This is a genomic window from Leuconostoc pseudomesenteroides KCTC 3652 (assembly GCF_014634745.1).
Taxonomy (GTDB): domain Bacteria; phylum Bacillota; class Bacilli; order Lactobacillales; family Lactobacillaceae; genus Leuconostoc; species Leuconostoc pseudomesenteroides.
Genome location: NZ_BMBP01000007.1, coordinates 42545 through 63120, shown reverse-complemented (window position 1 = coordinate 63120; position 20576 = coordinate 42545). Strand labels below are relative to the sequence as shown.

Sequence of the window (20576 nt, the reverse complement as noted above, 5' to 3'; positions counted from 1 at the left end):
AACTTTTGCATAGTAATTGTACCATATATTTAAGGCTTTTGCGAAAAGATAGTGAAATATTCACAATGATGTCACGATTGTAACAATTCAAAATCTAATCCTGGATCCGTGTTAAGATCCAAATCCGCAAAGATATTTTGTTTATAATTCCAGTAACCAGCAGCACCAATCATCGCAGCATTATCGCCGGTATATGTCAGTGGGACTGGAATAAATATTGTATCATTGAAGTCATTTAAAAGTGTCGTTAGTGACTCGCGCAATTGTGAATTAGCGGCAACACCACCAGCCAAAACAAAGCTTTTAACTGGATAATGACGTAATGCGCGCTCCGTGCGACCGATCAACGCATCCACAACAGCATTTTGAAAGCTGGTGGCTAAGTCATCTTGATTAATCGTTTCTTGTTTTTGTTCGGCATGATGCACGTAATTAATAACGGCACTCTTTAATCCTGAAAAACTAAAATCATAGTTATCTTCGTGGGCCATAGCCGTTGGAAATTTAATGGTTGCTTTACCTCGGTGTGCCATTTCATCAATGGTTTTACCGGCTGGATAAGGTAGTTTTAATAGCCTTCCGACTTTGTCAAAGCTTTCACCAGCGGCATCATCTCTCGTTTCACCTAATACTTCAAACTTATTCTCAGATGTCATTAAAACTAATTCAGTATGACCACCAGAAACCATCAGGGCCATAGCTGGATATACGATTGGTTGATTAAAATTGGCAGCAGAAATGTGTCCTGCTAGATGATTAACGGGTATGATTGGCAAGTCGTGCGCCAAGGCAAACGTTTTGGCCCCCATCAATCCAACCAGCAGCGACCCAACAAGACCGGGGCCATAAGTCACTGCAACCGCATCTAAATCAGATGGTTTAACCTGAGCTTGCGCCAAGGCATCATCAAGCACTCTGGTGATCCACTCAATATGATGACGACTCGCTACTTCAGGTACAATACCGCCAAAGCGTTGGTGGGAATTGATTTGCGTCGCAACACTATTACTCAACACAATATGCCCGTCTTCAACTACTGCTACACTGGTTTCATCAGCACTCGATTCAAATGCAATTATTTTAGTCAATTTTTCGCTCCATCATAATGGCATCATCACCATTTTTGTAATATTTTTCTCGTCGATAATAAGGTTGAAAACCAACTTTGTGATACAGTGCCTGTGCTGCTGTATTAGTGCTAGCTACTTCTAAAAGTACGCGCTTCGTTTTAGGCAAAGCAAAGACCGCCATCAGTAAGGCTTGTCCAATGCCTTGATGTTGAAATTTAGGCGAAACACCTAAACTACCAACTTCAACCTCATCTAAGATTTGCGTCGCGCCAAGAAAGCCACCTGTCGTCACAAAATAAATAGAACGTGGACTACCAAGTTCATGCTCAAATACTTCTTTTGGCCAAGGAGACGGCGCAAAAGACTCATTTGCTAATTGCCAAATGTCATCAAGATCTTCAATTGTTGCCCGTCTGATTATCAAAATTTAATGTCATTGAGACCGCATCTTCGTGGTCACCAAGATAATAGCCCTTCTTAATTTCTGTTTGCTCATAACCCAATTTACGATATAATGTCTGCGCATTGGTGTTAGATCGACGCGCTTCTAATGTCATTGTCGACATGTGCATGTTGTGTGCAAATTCGTGAATTGATTCAAGTAACATCGTACCAATACCGTGTTTCTGCCAAATTGGAACCACAGCAATATTAGTAATATGCATATCACCAATGTCTGAGCGATACGCTGCGCCGGCAAAAGCGATTACTTGTCCGCGACGTTCAACGACTAAATATAAACGGACATGTGGTCGCGATAATTCACTCATGAAATCACGCAATAACCACGGTGCAACGCCCTCATAAACCGCTTCTTCTATCTTGATTAAAGTATCGATATCTTTTAGTGTTGCACGACGCAAAGCAAAAGATACCCCACCAATTTCGACCTGTTGTGCCTCAAATTTTGGTAAATTAAACGGTAAATGCTGTTGTCGTTTAAACTTCAAAAACATAATTTTCTGGCTTGTCCTCACCGGGATGGGCTGCAAGCCAATTCAATTCGGCTTGCGTTTTCCGTAAATAATTAGGATTGAAATTGGCAATATGAGACGTTGGCGTTGCGGCAATACCTAATTTGATGATGCTTTCTCCCTCAGGTAAACTATCTTCAGGCGTCAATACTGACGCACGATCACCAAATTGGTCGTGAATTTGGTCAAGGAACGGTGTCGTATCACCCATGAATAAAATATTACCTGGTTGCGTCTGCAAAAAAGCAAATAGGTTACTAATAGGTTGATGAGACTCTGGAAAAATTGACTTTTCTTCTTGATAAACACCAGCAAAAACATTTTGATTACGTGCATCAAATAATGGCACAACAAGACCATTAAAAGAAATTTGTGATGCCAAAATAGCAAGACTGGAAACACCAACTAATTCGGTATTTAATGTATCCGCTAAAACTTTCGCCACGGTAACACCAATTCGTAATCCAGTAAATGAGCCCGGTCCCTGTGCCACAACAATCCGATCAATCTCTTGTAGCTGCCATTTTTGACTTGCCAAAGCAGACTTAATAGCCGGCAACAACTGAATCGAGTGATTTCGCGCTATATTGGTCGTAAAAATCTGTTTAATTTGTTCGTCTTCTGCCAAACTCACTGTCAGTGGTTGGTTACTTGTATCAAATGCTAAAATCTTCATAGGTTTAATTTTATCACAAAAAAGCTGCCATAAGGCAGCCGTTCAATACATTATTGTGTGACTTCTTTAACGAGTGCAATCACTTCGTCGTTGGTTTCAGCATCTAATGCTTGCTTAGCCAATTCAGCCATTTTTGTTGTATCTAATTTTTTCATCAATGAACGTGTTTGCAAAACTGATGGGGCGCTCATTGAAAATTCATCTAAGCCCATACCCATCAAAACAGGAACAGCGATTGGATCGCCAGCCATCTCGCCACACATCGCAACAAACTTGCCTTCGTTGTGTGCCGCAGCAATGACATTATTAATCAAACGCAAAATTGATGGATTGTAAGGTTGGTAAAGATAGGCAACCCGATCATTACCACGATCAGCAGCCATTGTATAACCAATCAAATCATTGGTACCAATTGAGAAAAAGTCAACTTCTTTAGCAAATTTATCCGCTAACATGGCAGCTGCCGGAATTTCAATCATGATGCCAAGCTTAATGTCACCAACTTTAACACCGGATTCTTCAAGCTTAGTTCGTTCTTCAACGTAGATTTTCTTGGCGGCACGGAATTCACCAAGTGTCGCAATCATTGGGAACATAATCCACAGATTACCAAAGGCTGACGCTCTTAGTAACGCACGTAATTGTGTTCTAAATATTTCAGTTTGATCCAATGAAATTCGGATGGCACGGTAGCCTAAGAAAGGATTTTCTTCTTCTGGCAATTGCCAATAGCTCAAATGCTTGTCACCGCCAATATCCATTGTTCTAACAGTAACCGGCTTGTCACCCATCTTTTCAACAACAGCTTTATAGGCTTCAAACTGTTCATCTTCAGTTGGCAAATGGTCTGATTCCATATAAAGGAATTCTGTACGATAAAGCCCAATTCCTTCAGAACCATTATCCAAGACTGCAGCCATATCCTTTGGTGAACCAATATTGGCACCAACGACAAACTCTTTACCGTCCGCGGAGACAGATTGTTCATCTTTAAGCTTTGCCCACTCAGCGCGTTGTGCGAGATAGTCATCAGCCTTTTTTTGATACGCTGCTAATGTATCGTCGTCTGGATCGGCAATCACATCCCCAGTCAAACCATCAACAATGACCAAATCACCTGCAGCAATTTCCTTTGTGGCTACATCAGAACCAACAACAGCAGGAATTTCCAATGTACGCGCCATGATTGAAGCATGCGCTGTACGACCACCTAAATCAGTTAAAATACCCTTAACAAATTGGCGATCTAACTGTGCTGTGTCAGATGGTGTCAAATCCTTTGAGACTAGCACCACTTCTTCATCAATCAGCGCAGGATTAGGTAGCGAAACATGCAACAAATGCGACATAATTCGCTTCGTCACATCGCGAATATCTGCTGCACGTTCTTGCATGTACTCATTGTCTGTCATCGCTTCAAACATGCTAATATACATATCTGTTACTTCTTTGACAGCAGTTTCAGCGTTAACCTTATCGTCAGCAATCTTTTGCTTAATTGCGCCAGACATTTCAGGGTCAGCTAACACCATCAAATGCGCTTCAAAAACTTGTGCTTCAGACGCACCAAGGTTTTTTTCAGCTTTTGATTTAATTAAAGTTACATCTTCACTAGAAGCCTTCAAAGCATCGTCGACACGTGCTTGTTCAGCCGTCACATCATTAATTGTTTTTTTGTCAAAAGACAAATCAGGATCAACTAACAAGTAGGCTTTGGCGATTGCCACACCATTACTTGCCGCGATTCCTTTGAAGTTCTTAGTCATTGTTATTCTGCGAGTCCTTCTGTGCCCATTGCTTCTACGATAGCTGCCATAGCAGCTTCTTCATCATCACCTTCAGTTTTGATTGTAACATCAGCACCTTGGCCAACACCCAATGACATCACACCCATGATTGACTTCAAGTTAACATCCTTACCTTGATATGACAAAGTAACATCAGAAGCAAACTTTGAAGCTGCTTGAACCAACAAAGTTGCTGGACGTGCGTGAATACCAGTTTCTGCTACGATATGAAAATCTTTTGATTGTGCCATGATTAATTTCTCCTTTTTAGCTGTTAATCAGCTTCTGAATATAGTTTATCAAAGCGCTTACAAAATATCAAGTAAAAAAAAGCACAAATCGCCGTTGTATCAAGCCATAACGCTGAAAACGCCTATCTAACAACGTTTTAAATGTAAACGTTTACATTTTGTTCACAATTTATTTTCTGTAAATTGAAAATATATCTGTCATCTCAGCGCTTTATTAGGAAATCGAAACCACCTTATCAATTAGTGGTAAAACAGCAGCATGTTGCTGATGTGTGATCATCAGCACTGTTTTATTTGACATTGATAAAATATCACGCTCAATGGCGACAGCAGCCTGTTGATCAATAGCTGAGCTTACCTCATCCAGTAAAATGACCTGACAATTCAGTGCCAATCCCCGTGCTAACGCAATCCGTTGTTTTTGACCACCTGATAAATTTTCTGCACCACTTTTAATTTGACAGTCTAATCCTTTTTCAGATACAAATTCTGATAGACCAGACTGTTTAATTGCTTGCCTTAACTGTGCTTCAGGAATGTTGCGATCCAGAGTGATGTTTTCTTTCAATGTACCAGAAAATAAATAAGGCGTTTGTGTGACAAAAACAATGCCTTGACGTAAGGATTGGTTGTCAATGAGTTCTTCAGGTCGGTCATTATACAAAACGTGACCATGTTCCGGCACTAATTGACCAGCAATTACTCTGAGTAGTGTTGATTTACCACTGCCACTTGGTCCGACAATCATATATTTTTGATTAGCTAAGAATGTTAACGGTGGAAAATGAATTGTGTCATCATTTTTAAATCGCACAACGACATCTTGCAACGTAATTTTTTTAATTGTTTTGATACTATGCCCTTGATTTGGTGCTACGATAATCGTCTGATATTTTTGAAAAATTGCTTGCGTTCCGGCAATTTGAGCGTAGCTCGCAGCAGCTGTTGCGGCAGAACTAAATAACAGTCCCGATAAAGTACCAACCGAAAATAGTGCCCCAATTTTTATGTCATGATTAAAAAATAAAATTGCGCTCAACAGACTCATGCCAACTTGCGTTAAAACATTAACCATTGAAATATTGGCTTGCATAGCGCCACGCTGTTTCGTATAAGCAATGTTTTGTGTCATCACTTTATCTTGAGTCGATTGCATTTTATCTACCATTAACGAACTGCGATTGAACTGTTTAAAGGTATCAAATCCCGCTAAAATGTCCGCGAGTCTGCCGGTATAAGTCTCATTTGCAGCGCTTTGTTTCTGTGTTACGGTTTGCATTCTTTTAGCAAAAAGCCTTGGCAACCACGTTAAAAACGCCCCAAACACTATGGCATAAACTAACAAGCGCCAGTCAAAATAAATCAAAGCCAAACCCGAAAAAATAGCGAGTGCCGTTGCATTAATAGTGCTATAAAGTGCTGACATACCCTCTTGTTGAATCCGATTAATATCATTTGTAAAATATGAGACGTATACATCTGATGATTTTTGATGAAACTGATGAAAATCAGTTTGTGATAGTCGATTCATCACCTGATTTCGAATATAATTGCTTTGAATTTGGACCACTTTCTCCTCAAATTTTGGCACAAAATAATAGCCACAATAAAGCAAAACAACCCATGCAATAAGGTTTAAAATCACATAAAACAGATAAGTTGCTACGTGGTGGCCTGCCAATGCGTTAATCGATTGTGAAATCGTCACTGAGGCGAGTGTTTGCGCTAAAGGTTGAATCAAAAGACCTAGTAAAAGTAATATGTTTAATCGCTTGAATTTTTTAATAATTTGCCACATGATCATGCCCTCACTATAAAATTTATAAAACGATTATCATCTTTTTATTATCGTGTTACAATAAAACAAACGTCGCCAATTGGCGACATATTTTAATTTAGAGAGAAATAGTGTGATGACAATTAACTTTGGTCAAACAATTAGACAAATTCGTCTTGCTAAAGGTATTACACAACCTGAAATTTATGCTGGTGTGATGTCAAGATCGTTTTATAGTGAGTTTGAACATAACCGTCACCACATACGTGTCGATCAATTCATCGCCCTCTTAAAGAATCTCAACGTTGATATATCAGAATTTCTTTTCATCGCTAATCATTACGATTTTGATGACGAAAATGAATTGACGCAACTCGTGAATGATTTATACAATGAAAGAAACATCTCCGCCCTGTTACCATTGTCTGAAAAATATCGACATGATCGATCACGCAATATTCGTTTTGTCGCGATGCGCGCCTATCTACTTTTTTATGGCACTGGTAACAATCAAAATTTGTATTCTTTAGAACCGTTAACTGAACTCATCACTTTTATGAGAGAAACCGACGTGGATGGCTGGACATTATTTGAATTACAGCTCGCCGATAATTATTTCATGACAATTGAAAATGAGAATGAATTTGCCAAACTATTTTGGGCAGTTGATCGTCAATACCTCAAATTTCACGCACTTGATAGCAAAATCATCACGCAACATGCCACTCATTATTTCAACACGGTCCAAAATATTTTACTCAGACATTTTTCAAAAACGCTTTTAGAACAGGTCATGAAACACAGCCAAGAATTGTTCCAAAATGATAGTAATGCCGAAGTTCAGATCACCCTAAAGGCCACATTACTTTATACCAATCTTTACATAGATTATCAAAATACGCAGTCAGAAGCATACGAATTTTATCGTGCGTTACAAACGATAAACTATCCCAACATTCGTTCGCTACTACTAGTCCACCAAACACAAATGAATAATATTAAACATCCTTTTTATAATACTCATGGTCAATTGACCAACTTCGTCAATCACCCTTCAAAAACCGCGTCGGAAATATTAGCGCAAATTAAAACAGAGCGTCCTTAGGCGCTCTGTTTAGTTTAGATGTTAAACTCTTGATTTCCTGCCGCTTTACCCAGCCGATTGTTAAATGCCTTACCAATGCCAATTGGTGGCATTTTTTCAACATAGATGGTAGCAACTGTGGCTTCATCGTCATAATAACGTAAACCAGCAAATAGTTGTTCTGTGGCTGTTTCTAATGACTCGCCAAGTGACCATGTTTTATCTTGGGGAATTGCCATTGCTGCAATCGTTGCATCTTGTGCCATCACAACATCATTTTTTTGCAACACTTCTTTTAATGTCAGTGCATCTAATCGGTCAAACATCACCACATTTTTGTCTGGCGCATAGTGACGATATTTCATACCTGGTGCTTTTGGTGTGACATCACTAGCAACTGATTTCGTACTGGTTGCGTCAACAACCCTGACACCTAATACCGCTTCTAACTGTTGTTGTGTCACCGCACCGGGACGAAGAATTGTGGGTGTCGTTGCTGACATATCAATTACTGTCGATTCAACACCCACAGTTGTCGGACCATCATCCACAATTCCTGCAATTTTGCCCTGCATATCATGCCATACGTGTTGCGCCGTTGTAGGTGATGGCTTGCCAGAAATATTAGCGCTTGGTCCGACAATTGGTACACCAGCCACGCGGATTAATTGACGCGCGGCTTCATTATCTGGTAGTCGAAAGGCCACTGTTTGCAAACCACCAGTGACGATCATCTCAACACGTCCTGGCTTGATAGGTAAAATAATGGTCAGAGAACCCGGCCAAAATGCCGCCATCAAAGTCTTAGCAGCTTCAGAAATCACCACAAACTCATCTAATTGCGATTCATCAGCAACAGTCATAATCAACGGGTTATCACTTGGACGTCCCTTTGCAGTAAATACCTTTTGCACTGCTGCTTCATTTGTGGCATCAGCACCCAAACCATAGACCGTCTCTGTTGGAAATGCGACAACCTCACCTTGTTGTAATAATGCACTTGCTTCAGCTAACGATTGTTCATCTGTTTTAAAAATTGTTGTTTTCATTTCTCCACTCGAATCATGCGATCAAGTCCCGCAAAGTCTTGCCGCAATGTTATTTTGGCGTTGGGTAACGCCGCTTGCATCATATCAACTACCGCCGGTCCTTGTTGATAACCGATTTCGAAGTACGCACGCCCGTGTGCTGTTAAATGTTCATCTAAACCAGCAGCGATTCGTTCATATATATCCAAACCATCATGTTCCGCAAATAACGCGTTATGCGGTTCAAATGTCAACACACTCGCATCCATCTCGTGCTTATCTTGAGTCGCAATATAAGGCGGATTACTAACAATAATGTCAAATACCAGACCATCTAATTGATTGTACACATCACTTTTGGCAAAGTGTAAGAATGACAATTCAAAGCGTTGGGCATTAGCTTGTGCAACAGTTAGTGCATCATCAGAAATGTCTGTTGCAAAGCCACGCACACGCTGATTTTCCAACATTAATGTTTCAATAATAGCACCACTACCAGTACCAATGTCTAACACAGAGACCGGTTGAACGCCTGATCCAGCGTCTTTTAGAATCCAATCTACTAACTCCTCGGTTTCCGGTCTTGGAATCAACACCCGTTCATCTACTAAAAACTCACGACCAAAGAAAGGGGCATGACCTAAAATGTATTGTGGCGGCCGATTCTTTACCAACTCAGAGACCCACTTGGGCCAAATGGTTGCTAGTGCTGCTGGCATTTGTCGACTCATGTTAGCGCGCAACATGCCATAGTTAATATTAAGCGCACCACTTAGCAAAAAGTCCAGATTGTCTTTCGCATCTTGCTCAGACATACCAGCTTGACGCAATTCAATTAACGCCCACTTTTTGGCCTCAATTAATGAAATTTTGACATGACTTAAGTCAGTTGGCTTTTTAATGTCATCCCATTCAAACCATTTTGGTGCATTTAGCTTGCCCGATTGATTGTTGACTTGTGGCTTGGATGAACCAAATTGTGGCGGCGTATCAAAATGCTTATCTGTCATTTGTTTAATTCCGCCAGTTTTGCTGTCTGATCAGCAATGACAAGGGCGTCAATAACTTCACCTAAATCACCATTCATGATTCGGTCAAGCTTGTTCAACGTGAGACCAATGCGGTGATCGGTAACACGATTTTGCGGATAATTATAAGTCCGAATCCGTTCAGAGCGATCTCCCGTTCCCACTGCAGATTTACGTTTTTCGGCATATTCTGCTTCATTTTGTTGCGCGTAAAAATCATAGACACGACTCGCTAATAGCTTTCGCGCTTTATCACGGTTTTTAATTTGTGTGCGTTCTTCTTGCATTTTAACCATAATACCCGTAGGTTTATGGATTAAGCGCACTGCTGTTGAAACTTTATTGACGTTTTGACCACCGGCACCACCTGAACGGAAGAACTCTTCTTCCAAATCGGCTTCATTAAGCTCAAAATCAATATCTTCAAATTCTGGCATCACACCAACCGTTGCTGTTGAGGTATGGACGCGTCCTTGTGTTTCTGTTGCAGGGACACGTTGCACACGATGCGCACCGCTTTCAAACTTTAACTTCGAGTAGACACTGTCACCAGTAATCATCACCGCAACTTCCTTGTAACCACCAACTTCTGTTGTGGACTCATCAATAATACTCAATGACCAATTTTGCCGTTCAGCATAGCGACGATACATATCTAACAAATCGGCTGCAAACAAAGATGATTCGTCACCACCAGCAGCACCACGAATTTCCATGATAATATTTTTGTCATCATTGGGATCTTGAGGTAGCATCAAAACCTTGAGTTTATCTTCTAGTTCTTCTTGTTCAGGCTTGAGACTATTCAAATCTTCTTTGGCTAATGGCGCCATTTCAGGATCATCTAACAAATCCTGCGCATCTTGAATATCTTGGATAACTTGCTGATAACGATGATAGACCTCTACTGTTTCACGGATACTACCCGCTTCTTTTGAGAGTGCCATGTAGTGCTGACCATCATTCATCACTTCGGGATCAGCGAGTTGTTCATTTAATTCGTCGTAACGATCAACGACGGTTTGTAATTGTTGAAAGATTGGATTCATATTTTCCTCCGTTATTATGTACGAGAACAATTAGTTCTCATCAAATTAATGCGATAGTAGTTGGTCAATTTTGTCTTGATCGGGGTGATACCAGTGAAAACGGCAAGTTGGAATATACGCTTCATCACCACCGATAAACACTTGCGCCCCTTCACGTTGCGGTTTGCCATCAACAATTCGCAGTTGTGTCGTTGCTTTTTTGCCACAGAAAGAACAAATCGTTTTCATTTCTTCTAATTTGTCAGCCATTTCGATCAAGCGCTTGGAACCAGCAAACAACTGATTGAACGCGTCTTGTTTCAGTCCAAAGGCCATGACCGGTATGTGTAGCGTGTCCACCGCATAAGCCAATTGGTCGACTTGTTCTGGCTGCAAAAATTGTGCTTCATCTACCAATACTGCGGCTAACTTATCATCTTTGGCCGCTTTAATCACTTCGTACAAATTTTCTGTTTCGTGTACGGCCATGGCGTCGCGCGACATACCAATACGACTAGCAATTTTGCCAACACCATCACGCGTATCGACACTTGGTGTCATTAACAGCACCTTGCGTCCCTGCGATTCATAATTGTGCGCCACTTTTAAAATTTCAATTGACTTGCCCGAGCTCATTGCGCCGTATTCAAAAAATAATTGTGCCAAATCACTACCTCTTCTCAAATCAAACTATTTCAATTATACCAAATTACACCAAATCAGTAAGTAACAAAAAAATCATGATAAACAATTAAGTTTCCCATGATTTAATGAAATGACTGTAGTTAATTAGCATATTGCAAAAAATTCATTTGCCATTCCTCAAAATGGCATGATGTAATATTATTAAATGCACCAATGTTGTAATCAATCACTTGGTGCAACACCTCTTTTGGTGAATCTTCTTTAATGACACCAACTTTTGCTTTCAAATGGCCTGTATCAAACAAAGGGCCCCATGGCTCATAGTCGGAATCGTCAAGTGTCCCATTCCAGATATTATCATAATACTGCACCTGACTAGGTACCACGAAACCTGCTGACTTCAAATCTTTGACCAAATTCGCCCCAACTGGATCGCAGTTGGCACGTGCATTTTGATTACTAACTAGTGTTTTGATATCTTCAGTGCTAACACGCTTATTAAAATCACCCAAGGAGGGCATCGAACCATTACAAATATCATTGATTGTCCGACTTTTACCCTGCCAAGTAATTTTGCAGTCACCATCAGGAATTCGTTTACCACTCAATTTATAAAAATGTAAATCACTATCGTTCCCCAGTGTTTTGTTTAAATCTTTTTTCAAACGATAACTGTAAATTTTACCATTTTTCAAATCATCGTCAATTTTTTTGATATTATTCACATCTGTTTCAATATTTTTAACAAATGTATCATCTCGTTTTACCATGCTATCAGCATTGGGCTGCTCACTCATATCTAAGTATTTATTATCTTGTTTAATGTTATCCTCTGTATCTTTTTTAATCTGGTTTTTGATATTTGCCACAGTAGCTTCTAGCTTAGCTTTTTGAGTAGGGTCTTTTTTGGCTTCGTCAGCTAATTGGTCCGCCCACTTATCAGCAGCCGCATCTTCTTGTTCAATTTTATTCCTATCATACTGAATAGCTGCCATGATTGTGAGGTAGGCCGGTTCATAAGCATTACTCAACGCTGTATCAAATTGCTTTCTGTCGTTGGTAGCTTGCGTGCTAAAATCCTTTTCATAAGACTGATATTCTGCAAATTTATTCATAATCGAATTTGTTGTTGTCAATGCTTTCATACCGGTGGCATCATACATGAAATCTTGCAATGATCGTAAATCTTCATAATGCGTGTTCTTGCCATTGCGTCCTGTTGAATAGAGTTGCTGAAAATAATCATCAATCGTCTGAGAATCATTTTTATTTGTCACGTCACCCTCATATTTTTTCAATCTATCAATGGCATGCCCAGCATTATTGATACGCGCCGAAATACCTGGTTCTAACAAATTTCGTACTTTATCTTCTACTTTATCAATACTATTTTTTAATTCTGATTTCTTATTTTCGTCCATGACCGCTGTACTGAGATGATCAATCCCTGCTTTAATGTCATCAAGCTTTTTATCCATCTCATTGAGTTTGTCCATGACGGGATTCTTGTCATCCCCAAATATTGAAAATAGTATGCTTGACATACCCGTCAACAACGGATTAGCCTTCAACCATGCACCTTTACCATACTCTTTTAAAGTATCACAGACGGCTTTGATGACCGAATTTGTGACCGTTTGGGCAATAAAAGTGCCATTAATATTTGGTGTATTAGCATTTGAGTTGTCATATTGCAGTTTTGGTCGGTACGGGTCTGTAACATTAACGGTAATTGGACGCGTAACATTACGATTTTGTTTATCAGCATAACCTAAACCGTTTTTAATCGTAATTTGACCATTTCGACTTTGATCCATATAGCGTACAGCTGGATGGCTAAACTGTACAACAATTTGATTATGAGTGATATCGGTTGTCAGCTTTTCAATTTTTGCATCGCTGAAAACGCCACCAAAGCTAATGTCTCCGGCATTCAAATCATTTACTAAAAGACCAGATTTAACAGTGAGATTAGCTGTGTAATGCGGCCTTTCTTCAGGTGCCTCACCATCTTTGAAGTCGGACTTGACACCATTGGCGTCAAGCTGCAATTTAATTTGTTGCGTTTTTCCGGCAATTACAAAATTCTGATTGAAGCGACTGTTATTTTCTGCAACAGCAATTGAAAAATCATCACCAATCTGTGCATCAAAACCCGTCAGCTTCACGTGCAACAAACTATTGTCATTGTCATCAATTGTGACTTCTTGATTAGCACCAAAAAGCGTACCGCCTAGCACGAGTTTAGGCACAACATTTTGTGTCACTATTTTGTTCAAGAAGACGTAATCATGTTTAACACCATCGGATAATTTCAAATCGAACGATACGTCTTTTGTATCATCAAATAGTGTGAGATTTTTTGAATCATTTTGTTCAGTCTGTCCACCAATTTTAAAATGACTGATCGTCATTTCCGGATCTGTTTTTGGCACAGGTGCTGGTTCAGTCAATTGGCTTGGTGCCACAGCGTTTGTGAAGCAAACATGAATGGGCAATACAACACCATTTTCCTGATGAGCTAAAATGTCAATGCCTTTACTCTGATCCACATTCTGATTCTGACTGACAAATTCGCCATTTTCGAGTGACCAGTCCTGTTGACTATTTTGAGCCACTGTTAGTTCACTAAAACTCAAACCATTTTCCAAAAAAGCTTTAGCTTCATAAGTTAACTTTTGGTGATTCAAGCTAACTTGATCATCCAATTGTAAACCATCAGCATGCACATTTAACTCACTAGTAGTATCAAGTTTCATTACCTTTGTCCGACTAATATCAATTTCTTTTAATGTTGACAAATTTTTGAGTACTAGTGTGCCTGACAAACCTGAGTCTGATACATCCAAACTTTCCAAGTTAACTAACCATTCAATACCGTCCAAGTTTTTCAAATCGGTATTGTGAATTTCGAGTTCATGAATAGATAGTAACTGATCCCATGTAACATTATTAGCGCTCACTGTAATTTTGTAGCCTAATTTTTTAACTGCTTCAACGACTGCCGATCGCAATCTGTCATCAGGAAACAGTGTCCGTAGATTAATCGGACGGTTGACATCATTGCCCGAAACAATCGACAATAAAGCATGGTCAGCATTACCGGTTGACACCACCGACTTCGTTGCTTTTAAGTCATTATTTGTCACTGTATCAGCCATAACCGCAGTTGGTGTGATCGCTGTTGCCAATACATTAAAACAAAGGACAGAAGTAAGTAAAATATTTTTGCGCTTGCTGTTAATCATTTGTGATTCCCTTCTCATGGACGTTGCAGCGTAGTAATTATTTTTAAGAGATAAATTTTCTGTTCGTTTGATTTACCTCTATTATCAATGTTACTAAACCAATATTTGGTTAATGTCAACAAAAGGTCAAGTTAATGTAATCGTGAATTTACTCACTATTACCCTGATAATAATTGTTTAAAATTATCTCAAGCAAAAAGGATTCTGAATAGTCATTATTCAGAATCCTTTGCATATTACTTATCGCGCTTTGCTTTGTTTAACGCTTGCTTTTGCCAAATCATGATTAGAATTAATAATACAAATGCCAAACCTGCCGCCGAGTAAAGCACTGTATTACTAGCCGTCCATCCAAAATGAGCCACTAAAATACCAATTAGTGCCGTCGCCGCCACTTCACCAACTAAATATTGGAAAAATCCCATAAATCCTGTTGATGACCCAACAGCAAACTTTGGAACTGCTTCGTTAACCATTAAACCCACCAAAGTCAGCGGAGCATAAATTAAAGTACTCATCAAGATCAACGCAACGACAATGACCGTATGATTAGTTGCGGTGAAATAGACCGTCAAGCAACCAATCAGCGCCAAAACTGAGACGATACATACTAATGCACGTTTGCCTTTCAAAAAATCTGAGACTGCACCTAAAATAATCACACCTGGTACAGCCGCTAATTCAAAAATACCAACCAACCATTTTGCCCATGAAGCATCAAAACCTTTAAATTGATGTAAGTAGCTTGGTATCCAAGACATGACACCATACCGCACTAAGTAAAGTGACATTGACGTCAACGTAATTGCCCAAACAATTTTATTATTTAAAATATAGTGTCGGAAAACAAACCAAATTGAATGTTGCGTGGTGTCGCCTTCAACTGTCTCACCATCTTGTAGGACAGTCACTTCACCTGTATATTCAGCAATCGACGGCAATCCGACGGTTGCTGGCCGATCGGCGCCTAAAATCGCAATCAAAATCGCAATAATAGCAGAAACGGCTGATGCTGTGTAAAAGATAGCAGCTATTGAGTGTGAAAACATCAAAATCGAAAACTCAACAATTGCCACACAAGCAAAGGCGCCCGCATTATGGGCGGAAGACCAAACAGCATAAACAGTCCCACGCCATTTTTTACCCCACCATAATTGAATGAGTTTTTGAGCAGCAGGTGCCCCCATCCCCTGTGTCACAGAAATCAAAATCATCAGAAACATCATGACATAAATATTTCGAGTTGAACCGAGGAATAAATTCAAAATTGCTGAGCCCATTAATCCTGCTGCTAAATAATAACGTGGATTAGATTTGTCACTCAACGCACCCATAAACAACTTGGAAATCCCATATCCTACACCGAAACAGGCTAATACTAAACCAATATCTGCGGTCGTAAAATGATAAGCTTTCATAATATCATTTTGCTCAGTGGTAAAAATCAAGCGAATAATATAGTAACCTATATAACCCACCACAGCTGAAAATAGTACGCCTGCTTGGCGCCACTTATAGGTGGCTGCAATTTTTTCTTGTGGTACTTTTTGGGTGGCATCTGGTGCCGCCATTAAAAACTTAAATGGATTCATCTCTTTTCTCGCATTCGTGATTTATAGGTCACTACCGCTTCAAGTACCTGTTGGTGTGTCTCCCATCGTCCACGTATATTCAGCCTGATATGATTTTGCTTTGAGCGTGATGTTCTTTGGAATTTCTAGGTAAAAACCGTTATTAACACGATCCCCTTGTGAAAACAATGAACTACCAACAATATTGCCTGCCGTTGCCCAGTTATCACTATCTGGATTATTAATTTGTCCTTTCAGTGAGCCATACTCATAAGTAATCGTGCCAAAACTAGCTGCCGACATACCACTAGCCATGGTTGTAACACTATCATTTAGTGTTGTTGCAGGACCGGCGCCCAAATCACCATGCCAACTTGACTTGAATTGTGTTGCATGACCAGTATCTCCAGCAACCACCATATTACCCGAAATTGTGTAGTCAAATCCTGCATCTGCTTTCAGTAAAATACCCGGTTGAATATCAAAAGATGTCTCGCTATCATCACCTGTATAGCTACCTGTAAACGGTTGTGACATTCTAATTGAAACATTTAGTTGTGAGTCAGCCACTTTTCCTGCACGTTGATCAACCAATTGCACAAATGGACGTAGATACTTGGTTTGGTATCCTGTGCTTGTAGCAATTTGATTGGCATTGACCATTGGCTTGATGTGGTACGATCCACCCACATCAGTAGCAATGTTTTCGTTTCGCAGATCATTAGCACTAATTTCACCAAAATTGTAAACTGGCAAATGAGAGATACCAAAACCTTCTCCACCAACTAAGTTTATTTCAGAATCGTTGATTGCAGCGCCCATATCGCCCCAATCTGGATTGGTATTTGTTGTGTGCAACGTGTTGTTGTCTTCAACGTCAAATGTAAAACCGTTTGAAATCGAACCATAGTTATCAGCAGAAACAGTTATCGGGGCCAAAATTATAGCCACTAAACACGTCATTAAAATTTTAGCCTTAATCATGTTTTCTCCTATCACACTACTTGTTTTCTTTCACTAGTCATTTAGCCGTTAAAAGCGCAATGCTATGCACATTTATAATTATTTTATTTCATACACCCCCCGCTTACTTCAATTTTGACCCATACACTTTGGTCATGACGCCGTGTGTTTTAGGATACTTTAAAATTGTGATCATTTTGCGAGGAATTATCGACTAAATTCAGAATATTCTACTCATCACCTTATTCAATGTCCGGTACGTCACCAAGTTGCCATAATAGCACCGGTCCATCGTCATCATCGTAATTGAACTTAGCCGGCGAATAATCAGTGCGCCAACTATTCAGCGTCAAATACCATCCGTGCCCGTTTGCTGTTTGATTCCACAATGTGTCTAAACGCACGCTGGATGCTCCATTATTTCCTTGAGGAGCGGTTGCAACTATCAAACTGTCCCCAGCACTTGACAAAGTTGAAGTATTTTCTTGTTCATCAACATATTGTAGTTGTAACCCTGTATCTGCAAAAGCACCCGTTGACTCTAAGCGAGCAGTCATTTGCCATGGCTTGTTGTGATGTACCGAGCCATCATCTACGGTTAAATAACCATAATTTCGACTTAAATCAAGGTGTTCCACGTTAAACATACCGTTTTTACCACGTTTTAACGGATTAAAACGCATCATTTCAATTGTGTCACTGATAAATGGCATTGCGGCATCTGGGGCAATATTGCGATATGTTACTGCCTCAGCCGTATAATCATGATAAACATGAGTAATACGTGTTGATTCAATGGATTCGCCATCACGCTGTGCTTTAACCCAAAATTCAATTCCCATATTAGCCGTAATTGGTTTGTCAGGATAGTCATTATTGTACGCCGCCATATCAAACGTCCAATTTTTTCCTTCACCATTTTCCGAGTTAGCTGCTTTAGTCAGTGTGACCAATGGTACATACTGTTCAGCACTGTCTTCGGCATTAAGTATTATCTCGTCAGCAGCAATCGCTGTTTTAAACGTAATATTTGGCATGCCGACAATAACCATTGAAGCCAAATCATATACCGGAGGGGCATAAGTTGGCGTTTTGCGCACATTAGTTTCATAAGTCTGACCACCAGCGCTCACACTGATAGCATTATTACCTATTTGGTACTTAACGTGACTTGTTGCTACCCCCTCAGGAACAGAATCATCCATGCTTTTCTTACTTTCAAATACAAAGATACCATTACTATCAGTTGTCACCGTATCATCAACTACCCCAGGTGAACCGGGTGACTGCCATGTTACTGTAATGCCATCGTTTTCATTTTCAGTTGCGAAATTAGCCATTCCACTGCACTCACTATCTGGCGTGGTAAATACAGGGACTAATTTTGATGTCGCTGACATTTGACCACGAATGAAGTGATCAGCATCACTAACAGCGTTAGCCTGATCGGATGCGTTAGGTATTCCCGCTCGTTTTGCTGCAGTATCAGCGTCAGTTATTGATGCATAGTCCAAAAAGTTCATTTTATGTGATGTAATTTCAAGGACATGTTGTTGTCCTCTGACCATTAAATCTTGTTCAACAGCTTCTGTTGCCCCAGTTAATTGGTAGTAACCATTTTTCGTTGTACCGTCGTTACGCTGTGAGATTTGCTTGATATCGATGTTACCCCAATTACTAGAATCAGCAGGTGGGTTATTCGTCAAATAACTGCCACTGTTGAAACTGGAAATATTCTGATAAAAACTCACATTAGAATCAGTAATATCGGCTTTGAAATTGGCATTAAACGCGCCACTAGAACCACTACGGCAATATCCGGCCCAAGTACCTGTGCTAGAACTCGTCCCTGCATCTGCTATCAAAACATATCTCGGGGAATCAATATTTAATTCAATCCCACGACAATTACGCGTTTGGGCATAAGAAACAAAAGTTTGCCCATAACCATTAGCTGTTTTCAGATAAAAAGTTGCATTTTTTCTAATGTTGATTCGCCCTAATTGTTTATCCCCAAACGCTTGAATAACGCCCAATGCTGACCTCTGCCCAGTTGATGGTGCCGAAGTTTTTGTCCCTTGAATTGCAAGGACGCCACCAGAGTTGACATTAATTTCAACAATTTTTTCTGGTGCATTTGGGCCACGACTCGACTTAAAGACAAAAGCAGCATCTTTAGCAGACATTACAAGCTGTCCTTTAATTGTGACTGAAGTGTACTCACCGGCAATTACACCTGTTTGAGCCGCCAACAGATTGGCGTCACCACAACTATCATTTAATCGCGATAAATAAACTTTTGCCCCTGAGTCAATATCAATATCACCAGAAGAAGCATTAGTATTATAGAAATACTCATTGCTGGGCGTGCCAATGTATGCTAAGTTCGCATAAGTGCTCCAAGTCGCTGCCAGGAAAGAAAAACTATGAGTATTACCTGAATATAAATCTAAATTATCGTGAACCCCTTTATAGCGAACAGTATCTTCAGCATGAATACTCAAACCAACGAGTTGCGTGCCACGGGTGGACATTGCTAAATGGTTTTGCAGCGTAATCTGCATGCCAGGCACCACAAAAGCTGACATGGCATTTCCAGAAAGTTGGGCGCTGTTATTGTCTAACTCACAGGTCACATTAGACAAAGTTAATGTGCCAGCCGTATTACTGTTACTTTCTGAGGTGTTACGGTACAGAATACTGTTCTGAACATCGGATAATCTTTGGATAGTTGGCAAACTATTATCACCACTAGTCGATTTAAAATTAATATCGTGAATACTAATATTAGGACTAACACTACCTGTGCCATCAACTTGTAAGCCATAAACTGTGTTATTAACAAATGTAATGGTCTTGTTAGTCGGATAAGTTGAATCGCTCGTAATCTCAATATCAGTTTGACGTGGCTGAGTCACTGCGCTTTGTGTGTAATCGAAATTGTCTGTCACAATAATCTTTTGTGTATCAGGATCGTTCCAAGCCGCTACAAAGCTTTCAGAGTCAGTTACTTCTACGATACCTGCCGCTTTTTGCAGCGGTGTGGTTTCAGAAGTGATTGCCTGATTTTCTGGCGCTTTTAATTCTGTCTTATTTTCCGACGCAATAGTTACTGATGAACTCGTTTGAGGTTCTTGTGTGACCGTTTTAACATCCGCAATCGTTTTTTCAGCACTACTACTCGCACTAGCCTGTGGCTTTTCAATAGCGTCTGCCTGTACAGACATCAATGGTAGTAAACTGTTCATAATCAGTACTGTTATCAAAAATAATTGTCTCACCTTCACAGCGCTTCTCCTTAGTTTCAGACCTTAATGCCATTTTACAGTGTGAATATGCTAAAAATTCGGGGGGGTGTGAAGAAAGATCAAACAGTTTGTGAAGAAGTTGTGTCCAACGGCACTTACCCCTTTCACAAACCACGTCATCACCGCTTGGGATATGTT

General features: G+C 40.0%; 16 protein-coding genes. 1 reads left to right on the top strand and 15 read right to left on the bottom strand.

Annotated elements, in window-relative coordinates:
- Positions 1-71: 71 nt before the first annotated feature.
- The 7 genes from tsaD to IEU65_RS07515 form a co-directional block, all read right to left on the bottom strand.
- Positions 72-1088 (bottom strand): tRNA (adenosine(37)-N6)-threonylcarbamoyltransferase complex transferase subunit TsaD, encoded by a 1017-nt coding sequence (gene tsaD, locus IEU65_RS07545; protein WP_010278083.1) that lies wholly within the window; start codon positions 1086-1088, stop codon positions 72-74.
- Entirely contained in the window at positions 1081-1494 is a 414-nt protein-coding gene (rimI, locus tag IEU65_RS07540) for a ribosomal protein S18-alanine N-acetyltransferase (protein ID WP_010278085.1), read from the bottom strand. Before rimI (IEU65_RS07540) ends, tsaD begins: the two co-directional genes overlap by 8 nt.
- Positions 1469-2026 (bottom strand): ribosomal protein S18-alanine N-acetyltransferase, encoded by a 558-nt coding sequence (rimI, locus tag IEU65_RS07535; protein ID WP_010278087.1) that lies wholly within the window; start codon positions 2024-2026, stop codon positions 1469-1471. The genes rimI (IEU65_RS07540) and rimI (IEU65_RS07535) overlap by 26 nt, the downstream gene beginning before the upstream one ends.
- Complete coding sequence (gene tsaB, locus IEU65_RS07530) at positions 2010-2720, bottom strand: tRNA (adenosine(37)-N6)-threonylcarbamoyltransferase complex dimerization subunit type 1 TsaB (RefSeq protein WP_010278088.1); 711 nt, start codon at positions 2718-2720, stop codon at positions 2010-2012. The genes rimI (IEU65_RS07535) and tsaB overlap by 17 nt, the downstream gene beginning before the upstream one ends.
- A 50-nt stretch (positions 2721-2770) precedes the next feature.
- A complete protein-coding gene (ptsP, locus tag IEU65_RS07525; protein ID WP_010278089.1) occupies positions 2771-4486 on the bottom strand; it encodes a phosphoenolpyruvate--protein phosphotransferase in 1716 nt (571 codons plus the stop codon).
- 2 nt (positions 4487-4488) lie between these two features.
- Positions 4489-4758 carry a phosphocarrier protein HPr gene (locus tag IEU65_RS07520; RefSeq protein ID WP_004914567.1) on the bottom strand — a complete coding sequence of 90 codons (270 nt, stop codon included), beginning with the start codon at positions 4756-4758 and terminating at the stop codon, positions 4489-4491.
- Between the two features lie 214 nt (positions 4759-4972).
- Positions 4973-6556: an ATP-binding cassette domain-containing protein gene (locus IEU65_RS07515; protein ID WP_010278091.1), complete on the bottom strand. Its 1584-nt coding sequence runs from the start codon at positions 6554-6556 to the stop codon at positions 4973-4975.
- A gap of 115 nt (positions 6557-6671) precedes the next feature.
- Here IEU65_RS07515 and IEU65_RS07510 point away from each other — a divergent pair, with 115 nt between their 5' ends.
- Complete coding sequence (locus IEU65_RS07510) at positions 6672-7640, top strand: helix-turn-helix domain-containing protein (RefSeq protein WP_010278093.1); 969 nt, start codon at positions 6672-6674, stop codon at positions 7638-7640.
- A 14-nt stretch (positions 7641-7654) separates the two neighbouring features.
- On the opposite strand, the gene IEU65_RS07505 is transcribed toward IEU65_RS07510, so the two are convergent.
- The 8 genes from IEU65_RS07505 to IEU65_RS07470 all read right to left on the bottom strand — a co-directional run bounded on the left by IEU65_RS07505 (position 7655) and on the right by IEU65_RS07470 (position 20417).
- Positions 7655-8668 carry an L-threonylcarbamoyladenylate synthase gene (locus IEU65_RS07505; RefSeq protein ID WP_010278094.1) on the bottom strand — a complete coding sequence of 338 codons (1014 nt, stop codon included), beginning with the start codon at positions 8666-8668 and terminating at the stop codon, positions 7655-7657.
- Positions 8665-9657 carry a peptide chain release factor N(5)-glutamine methyltransferase gene (gene prmC, locus IEU65_RS07500; RefSeq protein WP_010278096.1) on the bottom strand — a complete coding sequence of 331 codons (993 nt, stop codon included), beginning with the start codon at positions 9655-9657 and terminating at the stop codon, positions 8665-8667. Before prmC ends, IEU65_RS07505 begins: the two co-directional genes overlap by 4 nt.
- Positions 9654-10724 (bottom strand): peptide chain release factor 1, encoded by a 1071-nt coding sequence (prfA, locus tag IEU65_RS07495; protein ID WP_010278098.1) that lies wholly within the window; start codon positions 10722-10724, stop codon positions 9654-9656. The genes prmC and prfA overlap by 4 nt, the downstream gene beginning before the upstream one ends.
- Positions 10725-10769: 45 nt before the next feature.
- A complete protein-coding gene (locus IEU65_RS07490) occupies positions 10770-11369 on the bottom strand; it encodes a thymidine kinase (protein WP_010278100.1) in 600 nt (199 codons plus the stop codon).
- 119 nt (positions 11370-11488) lie between these two features.
- Positions 11489-14596, bottom strand: a complete 3108-nt coding sequence (locus IEU65_RS07485) for a coiled-coil domain-containing protein (protein WP_010278101.1) — start codon at positions 14594-14596, stop codon at positions 11489-11491.
- 236 nt (positions 14597-14832) lie between these two features.
- On the bottom strand, positions 14833-16188 hold the full coding sequence (locus IEU65_RS07480) for an MFS transporter (RefSeq protein ID WP_010278102.1): 1356 nt from the start codon (positions 16186-16188) through the stop codon (positions 14833-14835).
- A gap of 39 nt (positions 16189-16227) precedes the next feature.
- A complete protein-coding gene (locus IEU65_RS07475) occupies positions 16228-17151 on the bottom strand; it encodes a hypothetical protein (RefSeq protein ID WP_010278103.1) in 924 nt (307 codons plus the stop codon).
- Positions 17152-17372: 221 nt separating this feature from the next.
- The gene (locus IEU65_RS07470) at positions 17373-20417 is read right to left on the bottom strand and encodes a pectate lyase-like adhesive domain-containing protein (RefSeq protein ID WP_010278105.1); all 3045 of its coding nucleotides are present in this window, start codon (positions 20415-20417) and stop codon (positions 17373-17375) included.
- Between the last annotated feature and the right edge of the window lie 159 nt (positions 20418-20576).